The 15,507-nt window shown below is 64.2% G+C and carries 13 protein-coding genes; 6 read left to right on the top strand and 7 right to left on the bottom strand.

Features of this window, described 5'->3' with window-relative positions; genetic code table 11:
• The first annotated feature begins 187 nt into the window (after positions 1–187).
• The gene (locus DK842_RS09955; RefSeq protein WP_114061334.1) at positions 188–565 is read left to right on the top strand and encodes a hypothetical protein; all 378 of its coding nucleotides are present in this window, start codon (positions 188–190) and stop codon (positions 563–565) included.
• Position 566: 1 nt separating this feature from the next.
• Here DK842_RS09955 and DK842_RS09950 read toward each other — a convergent pair whose 3' ends face one another.
• The 5 genes from DK842_RS09950 to DK842_RS09930 form a co-directional block, all read right to left on the bottom strand.
• Positions 567–935, bottom strand: a complete 369-nt coding sequence (locus DK842_RS09950) for a DUF1622 domain-containing protein (protein ID WP_114061333.1) — start codon at positions 933–935, stop codon at positions 567–569.
• 84 nt (positions 936–1,019) lie between these two features.
• Positions 1,020–1,400 carry a diacylglycerol kinase gene (locus DK842_RS09945; RefSeq protein WP_114061332.1) on the bottom strand — a complete coding sequence of 127 codons (381 nt, stop codon included), beginning with the start codon at positions 1,398–1,400 and terminating at the stop codon, positions 1,020–1,022.
• Between the two features lie 79 nt (positions 1,401–1,479).
• Positions 1,480–2,424, bottom strand: coding sequence for a glutathione synthase (gene gshB, locus DK842_RS09940; protein WP_114061331.1), 945 nt, complete (start codon positions 2,422–2,424; stop codon positions 1,480–1,482).
• 18 nt (positions 2,425–2,442) lie between these two features.
• Positions 2,443–3,729, bottom strand: coding sequence for a glutamate--cysteine ligase (gshA, locus tag DK842_RS09935; protein WP_114061330.1), 1,287 nt, complete (start codon positions 3,727–3,729; stop codon positions 2,443–2,445).
• Between the two features lie 183 nt (positions 3,730–3,912).
• A complete protein-coding gene (locus DK842_RS09930) occupies positions 3,913–4,857 on the bottom strand; it encodes a carbohydrate kinase family protein (RefSeq protein ID WP_114061329.1) in 945 nt (314 codons plus the stop codon).
• Between the two features lie 120 nt (positions 4,858–4,977).
• Here DK842_RS09930 and DK842_RS09925 point away from each other — a divergent pair, with 120 nt between their 5' ends.
• A complete protein-coding gene (locus DK842_RS09925; RefSeq protein ID WP_114061328.1) occupies positions 4,978–5,457 on the top strand; it encodes a TlpA family protein disulfide reductase in 480 nt (159 codons plus the stop codon).
• Between the two features lie 105 nt (positions 5,458–5,562).
• A complete protein-coding gene (locus DK842_RS09920; protein WP_114061327.1) occupies positions 5,563–6,216 on the top strand; it encodes a hypothetical protein in 654 nt (217 codons plus the stop codon).
• A 46-nt stretch (positions 6,217–6,262) separates the two neighbouring features.
• On the opposite strand, the gene DK842_RS09915 is transcribed toward DK842_RS09920, so the two are convergent.
• Both DK842_RS09915 and secA read right to left on the bottom strand, forming a co-directional pair.
• Positions 6,263–6,790, bottom strand: coding sequence for a DUF2087 domain-containing protein (locus DK842_RS09915; protein WP_114061326.1), 528 nt, complete (start codon positions 6,788–6,790; stop codon positions 6,263–6,265).
• Positions 6,791–7,052: 262 nt separating this feature from the next.
• Positions 7,053–9,764 carry a preprotein translocase subunit SecA gene (secA, locus tag DK842_RS09910; RefSeq protein WP_114061325.1) on the bottom strand — a complete coding sequence of 904 codons (2,712 nt, stop codon included), beginning with the start codon at positions 9,762–9,764 and terminating at the stop codon, positions 7,053–7,055.
• Between the two features lie 265 nt (positions 9,765–10,029).
• Between secA and DK842_RS09905 the strand changes: the two genes are divergently transcribed.
• From DK842_RS09905 to DK842_RS09895, 3 genes are all read left to right on the top strand, one after another.
• The gene (locus DK842_RS09905; RefSeq protein ID WP_114061324.1) at positions 10,030–12,057 is read left to right on the top strand and encodes an alkaline phosphatase D family protein; all 2,028 of its coding nucleotides are present in this window, start codon (positions 10,030–10,032) and stop codon (positions 12,055–12,057) included.
• Between the two features lie 354 nt (positions 12,058–12,411).
• On the top strand, positions 12,412–14,151 hold the full coding sequence (locus DK842_RS09900; RefSeq protein WP_114061323.1) for an ABC transporter permease: 1,740 nt from the start codon (positions 12,412–12,414) through the stop codon (positions 14,149–14,151).
• A 13-nt stretch (positions 14,152–14,164) separates the two neighbouring features.
• A complete protein-coding gene (locus DK842_RS09895) occupies positions 14,165–15,478 on the top strand; it encodes an ABC transporter ATP-binding protein (RefSeq protein WP_114061322.1) in 1,314 nt (437 codons plus the stop codon).
• The last annotated feature ends 29 nt before the right edge of the window (positions 15,479–15,507 follow it).

Here is a 15,507-nt window from a genome sequence, read left to right as displayed (position 1 = left end):
CGCGCGGCCCGGCCTCGCCTGGCAAGGCCTCAAACCGACATCATCCATAACTCTATGATTTTATTTCGATACCCGGCCAGCGCGGGACTATGATCACGGAACCCCAGCGCCGAATCTCCGGCGCGCGCCGCCCCGATATGCCGGACGCTCCGGCTGGCGGCGCTTTATTTTTCGAGATCGCCGCATCATGAAAGTCAGCAGCCACTTCCTGTTCACCGGGGCCGCCATCCTCACCCTGCTCGGCCTCGCCGGCCATGAATACCTGATCCTGCCGGTCGCCTTCCTGATCACTTTCCTCGGCCTGTCCGCGGCCGACCGCGAGCAGATCGCCGACATGGCCGCGCACACCACCGCGATGCTGATTCCGGCGTCGCAGCGGCCCTTGCTGCCGCTGGACGCCTTCCGCGGCCAGGATCTGATGTTCTACCGCGCCGGCAGCCCGGTCTACCGCACGCTGATCGCGCGCGATTCGCGCTGGCAGCTGCTGGGCGAACAGGGCGCAGTGCCGGAAGAGCCCGGCTGCATCCGCGTCTATCCGGGCTATCTGTACCGCCGCCAGCCATGACTCAGGCCGCCGCGCGCCCGGCTTCGGTCTCGCGGATCTCGCGCGCCAGGAAATAGTTGAGCGCGGTGCGCAGCACGGCGATGGCGCCGAGCTTGCCGATCTGGTCCCAGCTGGGCGCCACCGCCGTGGACAGAATGTCGGCCGCCAGCTGCAACTCCAGCGCCAGCGCCAGGAAGCGGGCGAAAGTCAGCCGCAGCTGGTTGTAGTCGCCGCCGCGGCCCGCCAGGCGCTGCCTGGCGGCTCGGGCCGCCACCAGCAAGACCCCTGCCGCGATCGCCAACGCGCCGCCGGCCTCCACCGCCAATTTCAGCCACAACACCAGATTCTGCACCAGCTCTTCCGCGCCGGCCTGCTGCGGGGATATCCACATCGCCTTCTCCTGTTCCGCACATGACAAAGGCCCCGGCTTAGCCGGGGCCTGTTTGTCTGAACCTGTCGGACGCCGTCGGTTCCCTCAGCCGAACAACACGATGCCCCAGACCGTGGCCAGATTGATCAAGCCCAGCAGCTGGGCGGCGCTGCCCATGTCCTTGGCGCGCTTGGCCAGCGGGTGGCGTTCCAGCGAGGTGTGATCGACCGCCGCCTCGATGGCGGAATTGAGCAATTCGATGATCAGCGTGGCCAGGCTGCTGGCCACCAGCAGCGCGCGCGCCAGCGGCGTGGCGTGGACGACGAAGGCCATGGGAATCAGAATCAGCGCCAGGAGGCTCAGTTGGCGGAAGGCGTCCTCATGCCGCAACGCCGCCTTCAAGCCGTCCAGCGAGTAGCCGAAGGCGTTGATCAGCCGGGTGATCCCCGTCTTGCCCTTGAACGGGCTTTCCTGCAATTTTCCCATCTTCGCTCCACGATCTTGCCGGCCGCGCCGGCTGCAACAGACCGGCATGGTAGCGGCTCGCGCCGCCCCGGCCAAGCGCTCAGTGCTGGCAGCGCCGCTCCAGCGCGTCGATGTACAGGCCGGCGACGTTGATGTCGGTCTGGTCCATGATCTCGCGGAAGCAGGTGGGGCTGGTGACGTTGACCTCGGTCAGGTAATTGCCGATCACATCCAGGCCCGCCAGCAGGATGCCGCGCTTCTTCAGCTCCGGCCCCACCGTCTCGGCGATCTCGCGGTCGCGGGCAGACAAGGGCCGCGCCTCGCCGCGGCCGCCGGCCGCCAGGTTGCCGCGGGTTTCCCCCGCCGCCGGGATGCGCGCCAGGCAGTAGTCGACCGGCACGCCGTCTATCACCAGAATGCGCTTGTCGCCGTCGCGGATTTCAGGGATGTAGCGCTGCGCCATCACCGTGCGCTTGCCGCGCCAGGTGATGGTTTCGATGATGACCGACAGGTTGGGATCGTCCGGCTTGACGCGGAAGATGCTGTCGCCGCCCATGCTGTCCAGCGGCTTCAGGATCACGTCCTGATGCTGCTTGACGAAGGCGCGCAGCCGCGCGGCCTCGCCGCTGATCAGCGTCGGCGAGGTCAGCCCCGGGAAGTTCAGGATCGCCAGCTTCTCGTTGAAGTCCCGCAACGCCTGGCCGCTGGTGAAGACCTTGACGCCCTGCGCCTCTGCCAGCGTGAACAGCTGCGACGCGTACAGGTATTCCATGTCGAACGGCGGGTCCTTGCGCATGATGACCGCGCTGAAGGCGGTCAGCGGCTGGCGCAGCGTCTGCCCCAACTTGTACCACTGCGGGCGGTCCTCGGTGACGGCGAGGTCGCAGGCGTCCACCAACAGCCGGCCGCCCTCCACCGACAGCTGATGCGCCTCGGCGAAGCTGATCGCGTGGCCGCGCCGGTGCGCCTCCTCCATCATCGCGAAGGTGGTGTCCTTGTAGATCTTGAAGTGTTCCAGCGGGTCGGCAATGAACAGAATGCGCATGTCTGTGCTCCAGCGGAGTTATTCGGCGTCCGGGTCGGTGGCTTCCAGTTCCAGCGAGGCGGCCAACAGCGCCAGCCGCGAGATCACGCCGTAGGCGTAGAAGCGGTTGGGCGCGCAGTCCGGCAGGCCCTTGCGGTCCGGCAGGCAGGCCGTTTCAAACGACAGCGGCACGAAGTGCATGCCCGGCGCGTTCAGGTTCTCGTCGATGCCGCGGCCGGTGTGCACGCGGTAGAAGCCGCCGATCACGTAGCGGTCCATCATGTAGACCACCGGCTCGGCCACCGCCTCGTTCACGGTCTCGAAGGTGTACACGCCCTCCTGGACGATCACCTCGGACACTTCCAGGCCTTCCTTGACCACCGACATCTTGTTGCGCGCCTTGCGGTTGAGGCCGATCACCTCGTCCGGGCTCTTCACGCTCATCACGCCCATGCCATAGGTGCCGGCGTCGGCCTTGACGATGACGAAGGGGTCGTTGTCGATGCCGTACTCGCGGTACTTGACGCGGATCTTCTCCAGCATCTGCGACACGGTTTCGGCCAATTGCTCCTCGCCGGTGCGCGCATGGAAGTCCAGGCCGCCGCAGCTGGCGAAGTACGGATTGATGGTCCACGGGTCAATGGAGATCAGCTTGGCGAAATCGTCGCAGACCTTGTCGTAGGCTTGGAAATGATTGGTCTTGCGCCGCACCGCCCAGCCGGCGTGCAGCGGCGGCAGCAGCGTCTGCTCCAGATTTTGCAGCGCGTCCGGAATGCCGCCGGACAGGTCGTTGTTGAGCAGGATCACGCAAGGGTTGAAGCCGTCGGCCAACACCAGGCGGTTGCCGCGGCGCTCCAGCGGCTCCAGCGTCAGCTTGTCGCCATTGGCCGCGACCAGCTCGGTCGGCTCGGCGATTTCCGGATTCAGCGAACCCAGGCGCACCTTCAGGCCGGCCTGCTCGAAAATGTGAACCAGGGTGGCGACATTCTGCAGGTAGAAGGTGTTGCGGGTGTGGTTTTCCGGGATCAGCAGGATGCTGCGCGCCTCCGGGCACACCTTGTCCACCGCGCTCTGCGCCGCCTGCACCGCCAGCGGCAGGAACTCCGGGTTCAGGTTGTTGTGGCCGCCCGGAAACAGGTTCATGTCCACCGGCGCCAGCTTGAAGCCGCTGTTGCGCAGGTCGACCGAACCGTAGAACGGCGTGGCATGCGCATGCCATTGGCTGCGGAACCAGTGCTCGATCTGCGGCTGGGCCGCCAGGATGCGGCTTTCCAGCTCGTGAAGCGGACCGGTGAGTGCGGTGGCCAGATGCGGAACAGGTGGCATGATATCCCCTTGGAACGGACGTTGAATTCGCTAAAGGTGGGGGTGGCGACAATCTTATTCAAGTGCGCGGAAGCCGGCTCGCGGCAGGTCCCGGCCCCGGACGCGAAAATGCCGCTTGCCCGGAAGGACGAAGCGGCATCGGCCCTATCGTTGTAGCAGCGCCGTTCCCGGCGCGCCAGCGGCTTACAGCGGCCACTCCTCGCCATAGGCCTGGAAATAGAGATCCTTCAGCGAATCCCAATCGAAAAAGTGGTTCTGGCAACCCGGCGTGGTGACCTTGATCGCGCCGATCACGTTGGCCAGGCGGCCGGTGACCTTCCAGTCCACGCCGCGGCTGATGCCCCACAGCAAGCCGGCGCGGAAGGCGTCGCCGCACCCCATCGGATCCACCGGCTTGATCGGCATCTGCACGCGCGGGATCAGATGGATGGTGTCGTCCACATAGATTTCCGCGCCCTTGGAGCCGCGGGTGACGATCAGCGCCTTCACCTTCTTGCGCAGGTCGTCGACAGTCAGGCCGGCGCGCTCGCGCATCAGCTCGCTCTCGTAGTCGTTGATCGCCACGTAGCTGGCCAGATCGACGATCTCGCGAATCTCGTCGCTGGACAAGAGCGGCAGCTCCTGGCCCGGATCGAAGATGAACGGGATGCCCGCCGCCGCCAGCTCGCGCGAGTGCTGGATGAAGGCGGTGTAACCCCCGGGCGACAGAATGGCCAGCTCGATCGGGTCCTGGATGTCGGACACGTGGTTCTCGGTGGCGAAGTCCATCGCGCCTGGATGGAAGGCCATCAGTTGATTGCCGTCCTTGTCGGCAATGCCGAAGCATTGCGGGGTATACTGCTTGCGGATCAGGCGGATGAAGCGGTCGTCCACGCCCACGCGCTTCAGGTGCTGGCGGTATGGCTCGAAGTCCTCTCCCACCACGCCCATCACGATGGGCGTCTCGCCCAGCAGGCACAGGCTGTAAGCGATATTGCCGGCCATGCCGCCGAATTCGCGGCGCATCGTCGGAGCGAGGAAAGTGGTCGAAATCTTGTGCAGCTGATCCGGCAGGATCTGGCTGTCGAATCGGCCATGGAACGAGAACAGGGTATCGTATGCGAGCGCCCCGCAGACGAGGATAGACATGCCCACTCCGCAAAGTAATCAATCGAACATTTTAACATAAAGTTTATTTTTCGATCATCCCCGGATCGCCGCAAGTTGCGGAAATCCAAGACAATTCCAATGACATCACAGGAAAAGCCGATGAACACCAAACGCCTGTTCGCCTCCCTGCTGCTGGCCGCGCTGCCGCTGGCCGCCCAGGCGGCACCCTCGCTGGAGCAAAGCCGCTTCGCCGACCTCAACGCCAAGCCGGTGGCCGTGTCCGCCTACAAGGGCAAGGTGACCGTGCTGAACTTCTGGGCGACCTGGTGCGGCCCCTGCCGCGAGGAGATGCCCATGCTGAACAGCCTGCGCAAGAAGCTGGCGCCCAAAGGCGTGGAAGTGGTGGGCGTGGCGCTGGACAGCAAGGAACAGGTGGAGCCCTTCGTCAAGCAGCTGAAGATCGGCTACCCGATCCTGCTGGGCAACGACGACACGCTGGACCTGATGCGCGGCCTGGGCAACAAGACCGGCGGCCTGCCGTATACGCTGGTGCTGGACCGCCAGGGCAAGGTGGCGGCGACGCTGACCGGCAAGCTGGACGAAAAGAAACTGGAAGCGGCGGTGAAGCCGTATCTATAAAAAGTAGTTCGGTCGCCCGGCAATGCCGGGCATTCCTTCGCTTGTGCCATACATAAAGGAGGCGATACATCCCGCGATCTGACGTGCCGATCTAGGAACCAAATCATGGATGTCGTAACACCTCCCATCATATTCACCCCAGACAACGAACCCTATCTCGGTCGAACACTGCTCATGCATTTTGACCAAATGATCAGCTCCATTTTAGAACTGAACTCCAGTCTGGCCCCCGCCTCTCACCATTGCACGCTGACCGACTGCCAGCACATGGCATGTCAAGTTATCGCTCAAGCGCTAAGCATCACACTCTCCATACGTGAACTGATACGGCAAGGCTACCTGTTCGGAGCCCACGTTCTACTCCGTGCAGTTGTGGAACGCGCTACCCTCCTTCTCTACTTCCACTACTTTCCAGCTGATATCGAGAAATGGAATCAAGGATGGCATACGAGAAAAGGAGCCCCTAGTCTTGCCAAAATGATGGAGTCCATCCAAAAGCAACAAAGTCGCGACTTGATCACTCCTGGGAACAAGCTAACCGAGACGATGAACAGTCTACTTCATGCGAAACCAGACTCTGCTCCATGGAACATGGTCTCTCTCAGCGAAGGGAAAGCAGGCCATGCTGTATCAAAAATTCTGAACAGACCCGAATTATGCGACGAACTGTGCGCCGATATCATTCCCTGGATCGTTATCATCCAATCCATGATGACCGCCTACTTCCCTCCCCCTACTAGCACTCCAGACGCGTCATAAGCAGAGACATTGGCGGAACGCCCGGCAATACCGGGCTTCCGCCCTACTAGGCCGCTCTTCTCAGGCCAACTCTCTCCAACAACTCCACCATTTCCGCCGGCGCCGCCGGGTCAAGCAGCCAATAGCGCCGGCAATCGTCGGTTCGGCCCATCCAGCCGCCCTCCACCAGCTCCCGCCGGATCAGCACATGGTCGCCAAAGGCTTCCAGCGCGCGGATGGCCTGATTGACAGCCGGCTCGTCCCATTCCTCGCCGCGCGGCAAGCCGGCCCACAAGGCCCACAGGCAGGCGCGCTGCTCGCTGAATTTCTTCGGCCAACGCATCAATCGGCCTTCGGCGTCGAAGTGGCGCAACAGCCGTTGGGTAGACGCCGATGCGGCTTGAAGCTCAACCGGCGCCGGACGCTCATGCTCGGCGCGCAGATGCTGAAAGTTTTGGAAGCCGGCTGAGCGGGCAAGCATGTTGAGGATTTGCAGATGGCCGGGCGCCCCGGCCTGCTCCGCCCATTGCTGTTTCAAAGAACGGGCCAGAGACGAGATGTCGCTGCTGTAAAACGGATAAACGATGCGAGACATGGTTCGAATCCTGTCTGCGTGCCAAGGTCGGGAAGGACTGCCGCGGTCGCCGTTGCGGCCTGGCACGAGGTTCGAGCCAAGCGTGAGAGAGTGCTGCTGCCAAGACAGGTTTAGCGTGGCGAAATCGCCGGCGACGCCTGGGTGAACTGTTGACCCGCCGCCATGCTATCACCATGGCGCGGCCGCCGCCAAGCCTCGCCCGGCGCGAATAAAGAAAAAGCCGACGCGAACGTCGGCTTTTTCATCGGCGGCGATCAGCGCGTCAAGCCAGGCGGCCGTGGCACTGCTTGTACTTCTTGCCGCTGCCGCAAGGGCAGGCGTCGTTGCGGTTGATGCGCAGGCCTTGGGCGGCCAGCGCTTCCGGCGACAGCGGATTGTCCTCGTCGTCGCCCATCGCGGAGCCAGGCTCGGCATGCTGCATCTCGAAGTCCGGCAGCGCGTGCGGCTCCACCGCGTCCACGTCTTCCTGGCCGCGGATCTGCACCGTCATCAGCACTTGCACCACGCTGCGCTTGATCCGCTCCAGCATGTCGGCGAACAGTTCGAACGCCTCGCGCTTGTATTCCTGCTTCGGGTTCTTCTGCGCGTAGCCGCGCAAGTGGATGCCCTGGCGCAAGTGGTCCATGGCGGCCAGATGCTCGCGCCAGTGGGTGTCCAGCATCTGCAGCACCAGACTGCGCTCGAACTGGCGCATCACGCCGTCGCCGGCCAGCTCCACCTTGGTCTGGTAGGCGGCGGCGGCCATGTCGACGATGCGCAGGCGAATCTGCTCGATGTCCAGATTCTGCTCCGCCTTCAGCCATTCGGCCACCGGCGCCTGCAGCAAGAAGTCGGCTTCCAGCGTCTTCTCCAGGCCGGCCAGGTCCCATTGCTCTTCCAGCGATTCCGGCGGCAGATGGATGTCCACCAGGTCGGAGATCACGCCTTCGCGCATGTTCACCACCACGTCGGACACGTCTTCTTCCACCAGAATTTCGTTGCGCTGCTGGTAGATCACCTTGCGCTGGTCGTTGGCGACGTCGTCGTACTCCAGCAATTGCTTGCGGATGTCGAAGTTGCGGCCTTCCACCTTGCGCTGGGCGTTCTCGATCGAGCGGCTCACCCACGGGTGCTCGATCGCCTCGCCTTCCGGCATCTTCAACCGGTCCATGATGGCGGCGACGCGCTCGGAGGCGAAGATGCGCAACAGCGGATCTTCCAGGCACAGGTAGAAGCGGGAAGAGCCCGGGTCGCCCTGGCGGCCGGAACGGCCGCGCAGCTGGTTGTCGATGCGGCGGGACTCGTGGCGCTCGGTGCCGACGATGTGCAGGCCGCCGGCTTCCAGCACCGTGGCGTGGCGTTGCTTCCACTCGGCGCGGATCGCTTCGACCTTGGCGTTCTTCTCGTCGTCTGACAGGCTGTCGTCGGCGCGAACGGCCTTGATTTCCGGCTCCGGATTGCCGCCCAGCACGATGTCGGTGCCGCGGCCGGCCATATTGGTGGCCACTGTGATCATGCCGGGACGGCCGGCCTGCACCACGATGTCGGCTTCGCGGGCGTGCTCCTTGGCGTTCAGCACGTTATGCGGCAGCTTGGCCTGAGCCAGCAGATTGGCCACCAGCTCGGAGTTTTCGATGCTGGTGGTGCCCACCAGCACCGGCTGGCCGCGCTCGTGGCAATCCTTGATGTCGGCCAGGATGGCTTCGTACTTTTCCTTGGCCGAGCGATAGACCTTGTCCTGCGAGTCCTTGCGGATCATCGGCTTGTTGGTCGGGATCACTACGGTTTCCAGGTTGTAGATGCTCTGGAATTCGTAAGCCTCGGTGTCGGCGGTGCCGGTCATGCCGGACAGCTTGCCGTACAGGCGGAAATAGTTCTGGAAGGTGATGGAGGCCAGCGTCTGGTTCTCGCGGTTGATCTCCACGCCTTCCTTGGCTTCCACCGCCTGGTGCAGGCCGTCGGACCAGCGGCGGCCGGCCATCAGGCGGCCGGTGAATTCGTCGACGATCACCACCTCGCCGTCCTGCACCACGTAATGCTGGTCCTTGTGGAACAGCGCGTGGCCGCGCAGCGCGGCCATCAGGTGGTGCATCAGCGTGATGTTGGTGGCCGAATACAGGCTGTCGCCTTCCTTCAGCAGGCCCAGCCGGGTGAGGATTTCCTCGCTGTGCTCGTGGCCGGCTTCCGACATCAGCACCGAGTGGGCCTTCTCGTCCACCCAGTAATCGCCCTCGCCCTCTTCGGTTTCCTGGCGCTTGAGCAGCGGCGGCACCGCGTTCATGCGCTGGTACATGTCGATGTTGTCGTCGGCCGGGCCGGAGATGATCAGCGGCGTGCGGGCTTCGTCGATCAAAATGGAGTCCACTTCGTCGACCACGGCGAAGGACAGCTTGCGCTGCACCTTCTCGTCGACGCTGAACACCATGTTGTCGCGCAGGTAGTCGAAGCCGAACTCGTTGTTGGTGCCGTAGGTGATGTCGCAGGCGTAGGCGGCCTGCTTGTCGTCATGGGCCATCTGCGACAGGTTCACGCCCACCGACAGGCCGAGGAAATTGTACAGCGGCGCCATGATGCCGGCGTCGCGGCTGACCAGGTAGTCGTTGACGGTCACCACGTGGACGCCGTCGCCGGACAGCGCGTTCAGGTAGACGGCCAGCGTGGCGACCAGGGTCTTGCCCTCGCCGGTCTTCATTTCGGGAATCTTGCCCTGGTGCAGCGCCATGCCGCCGATCAGCTGCACGTCGAAGTGGCGCATGCCCATCACGCGGCGCGAGGCCTCGCGGCAAACGGCGAAAGCCTCGGGCAGCAGGTCGTCCAGCGTGCCGCCCTTGGACAGGCGGTCGCGGAATTCTTGGGTCTTGGCGGCCAGCGCGTCGTCGGACAGCGCCTGCATCGCCGGCTCCAGCGCGTTGATGCGCGCCACGGTTTGGCGATATTGCTTCAGCAGACGATCGTTGCGGCTGCCGAACACCTTCTTGAGTAGCGAAGAAATCATGTAGTCGAATCCAGAAACCAGCGGGCCGTTGGGAGTGTCCGCAAAAAATGCTGAAAAGTGTAGCACATTCGCAGACAAGGTTATGGGGGCATCCATGCGCCACATCAAGATGTGAGTCGGGAAATCGTTGTTGGTTTTACGCCACGCAACAATAGAGCAAACACTCGATTCAATTGACCGTACCATTCATGCAACTTAAATATTGACCCGCGATAATCCGCAACTTTATTCATTCCTACAACAAGCGACAGTCTTGGGAGAAACGATGGATAGGCGGCAATTCCTCAAGTGGGGCAGTTTTCTGACGGTATCGGCGGCCGCGACAGGCTGCGGCGGAGGCGGCGGCAGCGACAACAGCGGTCCTGGCCAGCGCCAGCAAATAGCGGGCAAAGGCTTCGGCCTGGGGGTCGCGTCCGGCGACCCGCGCCCGGACAGCGTCATCCTGTGGACCCGCGTCGACGGCGGCGACGGCACCAACTTGCTGTCGGTTACCCTGCAGCTGTCGGACCGGGCCGATTTCTCCAACCTGCTGGTCAACCAGGCGCTGACCGCGTATCCGGACTGGGACTACACGATACGCCACAAGGTGACCGGCCTGGCCAGCGCCACCCGCTATTACTATCGCTTCCTCAGCGGCAACGTCAGCGCCGCCGGCCGCACCAAGACCGCGCCCGCCGCCGGCGCGCCGCTGTCGCAATTGAAGTTCGCCTACATCACCTGTCAGGACTGGAGCGTCAACCACTGGGGCGCCTTCGACGAGTTGGTCCAGCAGGATCTGGACTTCGTCATGCACGTCGGCGACTACATCTACGAAACCGTCGGCGCCGGCTTCCAGACCGGCAACAACGAAACCCGCCATCCGCCGCTGAAGCTGCCCAACGGCACCCCGCGCGCCGACGGCGCCGTTTACGCCACCACGCTGGCCGACTACCGCTATCTGTACAAGAGCTACCGCGCCGATCCGCGCATCCAGGCATTGCACGCCAGCTTCCCGGTGATCTCGATCTGGGACGACCACGAGTTCTCCGACGACTGCTGGCAGGACAGGCAGGAATACAGCGTCGCCGACGACGCCACCCCGCAAACGGCGCGCCGCCGCGGCGCCAACCAGGCCTGGTTCGAATACACGCCGGCCGACGTCAGCATCAATCTGTCCAACCCCTCGTTCCAGAACATCCAGATCTACCGCAGCTTCGCCTTCGGCAACCTGGCCACGCTGGTGATGACCGACCAGCGCCTGTACCGTTCCGACCACATCGTGCCGGAAAGCCTGGCCGGCAGCGAAATCGGCAGCCGCTACTTCGTGCCCAAGACCTCGCTGCAGCAAATGGAAGCCGCCAAGATAGCCGCCGCCGGCGGCAATCTGCTCAACGTCTCCATACTCGGCGACACCCAGCGCGCCTGGTGGCAGCAACAGATGCAAGGCGCCAACACCGCCTGGAAGCTGTGGGGCAACGAGGTGTCGCTGCTGCGCATGGGCGTGGACGGCACCATGGCGGTGGCCGGCCTGCTGCAGCAAGGCCTGTCGGCCGCGCTGGCGCAAGGCTTCGGCCTCAATCTCGGCCCCGCCCAGCAGCGGCAGCTCGCCGGCGCGCTGTACCAGGACCTGCTGGCCGCCGACGTCAGCGGCGCGACGCCGGTGCCCAGCTACGCCAATACCCAGCCGCTGCTCGCCAGCCTCAGCGGCGGAGCGATCAGCGCGGCGGTGTTCGCCGCCGCGGTGAAGCCGTCTCTTGACGGCAATCTGCCGCCGTCCATGCTGCTGAACCAGTACATCCTCAACGCCGACCAGTGGGACGGCTACAACGCCGAACGCAAGGCGCTGATGGCCTTCCTGAAGAACAACAACATCGGCAACGTGGTGGGCATCACCGGCGACATCCACGCCTTCTTCGCCGGGTCCGTGATGGACGACTACGACGCCGCCAGCCCAACGCCGGTGATGGTGGATCTGGTCACCGCCGGCGTCTCCAGCAACTCCTTCTTCAGCTATTTCAAGAACGTGGTGGACACCGTGCCGGCCTTCGCCAAGGCCGCGCCGCTGATCTACCAGACAGCGAACGGCCAGACGGTCAACACCTTCAGCGGCACGCTGCAGCAATTCAATCCCTGGCTCAAATACGTCGACACCGATGCCCAGGGCTACGCGCTGGTGACGCTGACGCCGTCCAAGCTCAGCTGCGCCTTCCACAAGGTGGCCAAGCTGGCGAACGGCGTCGCGCCGTCGCCGGCCACCGCCAGCGTCCAGACGGTGGAAGTGCAGGCCGGCGTTCCCGCCGTCAACGTCCTGTAAGCTCCTGTCCCTTTCCCCGGCGCGGCCCCTGACGGGACAACCGCCGCGCCGGCCGCGCACATCGCTTGCAATCAGTACATTTCGTCACAAAATCCCAACAAACCGCCGCCGTTTTTAACATTTGTTTTATCGCTTCTCTGTTAGCATCCATGCCCTGAAAGCGGGGGCGGATCGCGCCCCCGCGACCGACAGCAAGCTCTCCAGTACGGCTGGGGCATGGCGGCCGCATCCAGCCCGGCCGAAAGCGCATGCCAAACCTCGCGGACACCAGCCGACAACCGCTCCAGAGTTGTCATAATGCAAGCGGGCCCCGCGCCGCCCGCCGCCATAACCGATAGAAAACGGAGAGGCCCGATGAACACCGCCGTCCGCCACTTCATGCCCGCCACCGCCCGGCGGCTGATTCCCAACCGCTGGGACCTGATCGCGTTTCCGCTGATACTCGGCTTTCTGCTGGTGGCCACCACCGGCATCCGCGAAACCTGGGCCCCGCTGGCCGCGCTGCAAACCGCTCCGATCACGCTGGATCCCGGCAATCTGCCCGAATACGCGCTGCGCACCACGCTGCGCATGCTGGCCGCCATGGCCGCGGCGCTGGTTTTCACGCTGATCTACGGCACGCTGGCAGCCAAGAGCCGCCGCGCCGGCCTCTTGCTGGTGCCGATACTGGACATCCTGCAATCGGTGCCGGTGCTGGGCTACATCTCGTTCACCGTCACCTTCTTCCTGGCGCTGTTCCCGGGACGGGTGCTGGGCGCGGAGTGCGCGGCCATCTTCGCCATCTTCACCAGCCAGGCCTGGAACATGACCTTCAGCTTCTACCAGAGCCTGCGCACCGTGCCGCGCGACCTGCAGGAGGTTTCGGTCAACCTGCGGCTGTCCGCCTGGCAGAAGTTCTGGAAGCTGGAAGTGCCGTACGCCATGCCCGGCATGATCTGGAACATGATGATGAGCATGTCCGGCGGCTGGTTTTTCGTGGTGGCGTCGGAAGCCATCACCGTCGGCGACAAGACCGTGATGCTGCCCGGCGTCGGCTCCTACCTGGCGATGGCGATCCAGAACAAGGACCTGGCCGCCGTCGGCTGGGTGATCCTGACCATGTCCATCGTGATCCTGATCTACGACCAGTTCCTGTTCCGCCCGCTGGTGGCCTGGGCCGACAAGTTCCGGCTGGAGGACACCATGAGCCAGGCCGCGCCGGAATCGTGGGTGCTGAACCTGATCCAGCGCACCCGCTTCATCCAGCAATTGCTCAAGCCTTTCGGCAAGCTCATGAAAACCGCCGCCCGCCTCAAGCTCAACATCAGCCTGCCCAAAGGCATCCACTCCCAGGACCATACCCCGGTGTCGCGCGGCATCGACGTGCTGTGGTGGGCGCTGGTGGGGCTGCTCGCCTTCGCCGCCGCCAGCAAGATGGTGCATTTCATCGCCACCGAGGTCGGCGCCTGGGAGGTGCTGAAAGTATTCGGCCTGGGCCTGATCACCCTGCTGCGCGTCAGCCTGCTGATCGTGCTGGCGTCGGTGGTCTGGGTGCCGCTGGGCGTGCTGATCGGCCTGCGGCCGGCGCTGGCTGAGAAGGTGCAGCCTCTGGCCCAGTTTCTGGCCGCCTTCCCGGCCAACCTGCTGTTCCCGGTGTTCGTGGTGTTCATCGTCCATTTCAAGCTGAATCCGGACATCTGGCTGTCGCCGCTGATCGTGCTGGGCACCCAGTGGTACATCCTGTTCAACGTGATCGCCGGCGCCACCGCCTTCCCCAACGACTTCAAGGAAGCCGCCGCCAACTTCCGCATCCGCGGCTGGCAATGGTGGCGCAAGGTCATGCTGCCGGGCATCTTTCCCTACTACGTCACCGGCGCGATCACGGCGTCCGGCGGCGCGTGGAACGCCAGCATCGTGTCCGAGTTCGTGTCCTGGGGCGACGACAAGCTGGCCGCCCACGGCCTGGGCGCCTACATCGCGCAGACCACCGCCGCCGGCGACTACCCCAAGATTCTGTTGGGCATCAGCGTGATGTCGCTGTTCGTCGTCCTGTTCAACCGCCTGCTGTGGCGTCCGATGTACGCCATCGCCGAAAACAAACTCCGTCTCAACTAAGGAGGCCCCAAGCATGACGACCAACCAAACCGCCTTGGGACAGGAAATCTTCAAGCTGAAAAACGTCTGCCGCGGCTTCTCCAAGGGCAGCGACGAGATCCAGGTGCTGGACGACGTCAACCTGACGCTGCGCGAGGGCGAGATCGTCGGCCTGTTGGGCCGCTCCGGCTCCGGCAAGTCCACCTTGCTGCGCATCATCGCCGGCCTGATCCAGCAAAGCAGCGGCGAAGTGAATTACCAGGGCAAGCCGCTGAAGGGCCCGGCCGAAGGCGTGGCCATGGTGTTCCAGACCTTCGCGCTGTTCCCCTGGCTGACCGTGCTGCAAAACGTGGAGGCCGGCCTGGAGGCGCTGGGCGTGGACGCCAAGGAACGCCGCCGCCGCGCGCTGGCCGCCATCGACCTCATCGGCCTGGACGGCTTTGAAAACGCCTACCCGCGCGAGCTGTCCGGCGGCATGCGCCAGCGCGTCGGCTTCGCCCGCGGCCTGGTGGTGAATCCGCGCCTGCTGCTGATGGACGAGCCGTTCTCGGCGCTGGACGTGCTGACCGCGGAGACGCTGCGCACCGACATGCTGGACCTGTGGAGCGAGGGCCAGTTGCCGATCAAGTCGGTGCTGATCGTCACCCACAACATCGAAGAGGCCGTGTTCATGTGCGACCGCATCCTGGTGCTGTCGTCCAACCCCGGCCGCGTGGTAGCCGAGATCAAGGTGCCGTTCCCGCACCGCCGCAATCGTCTGGACCCGGCCTTCCGCAAGATGGTGGACGACATCTACGCGCTGATGACCGCGCGCCGCAGCGCCCATACCCTGCACAAGCTGCCGCTGGAAATCGGCAGTCCGCTGCCCGAGGTGTCCACCAACCTGATGGCCGGCCTGATCGAGGAAGTGGCGCAAGCGCCCTACTTCGGCAAGGCCGACATGCCTGAAATCGCCGAGAAACTGCGGCTGGAAGTGGACGACCTGTTCCCGGTGGCGGAAATCCTGGAGCACCTGGGCTTCGTCGAACTGAAGGACGGCGACATCCTGCTCACCGCCGCCGGCAAGCATTTCGCCGACTACGGCACCCAGGAGCGCAAGGTGCTGTTCGCCGAGCACCTGCTGCGCCACGTGCCGATGGCCGCCCACATCCGCAAGGTGCTGCAGGAGCGCCCCGGCCAGCGCGCGCCGCGCCCCCGCTTCGCCCAGGAGCTGGAGGATTCTCTGTCCGACCAGTCCGCCGAGGAAACGCTGGACACGGTAATCAGCTGGGGCCGCTACGCCGAGATCTTCTCCTACAACGACCACACCGAAACCTTCAGCCTGGAAGACGTGGAAGGCGGCCAGTAAACCCTTCCGCGCGGCATGGCGGACGCCCC

It is taken from the genome of Chromobacterium phragmitis, assembly GCF_003325475.1.
In the GTDB taxonomy this organism is placed as follows: domain Bacteria; phylum Pseudomonadota; class Gammaproteobacteria; order Burkholderiales; family Chromobacteriaceae; genus Chromobacterium; species Chromobacterium phragmitis.
Note: the sequence above shows the minus strand (reverse complement) of the source record. Positions and strands in the feature narration are given on the sequence as shown.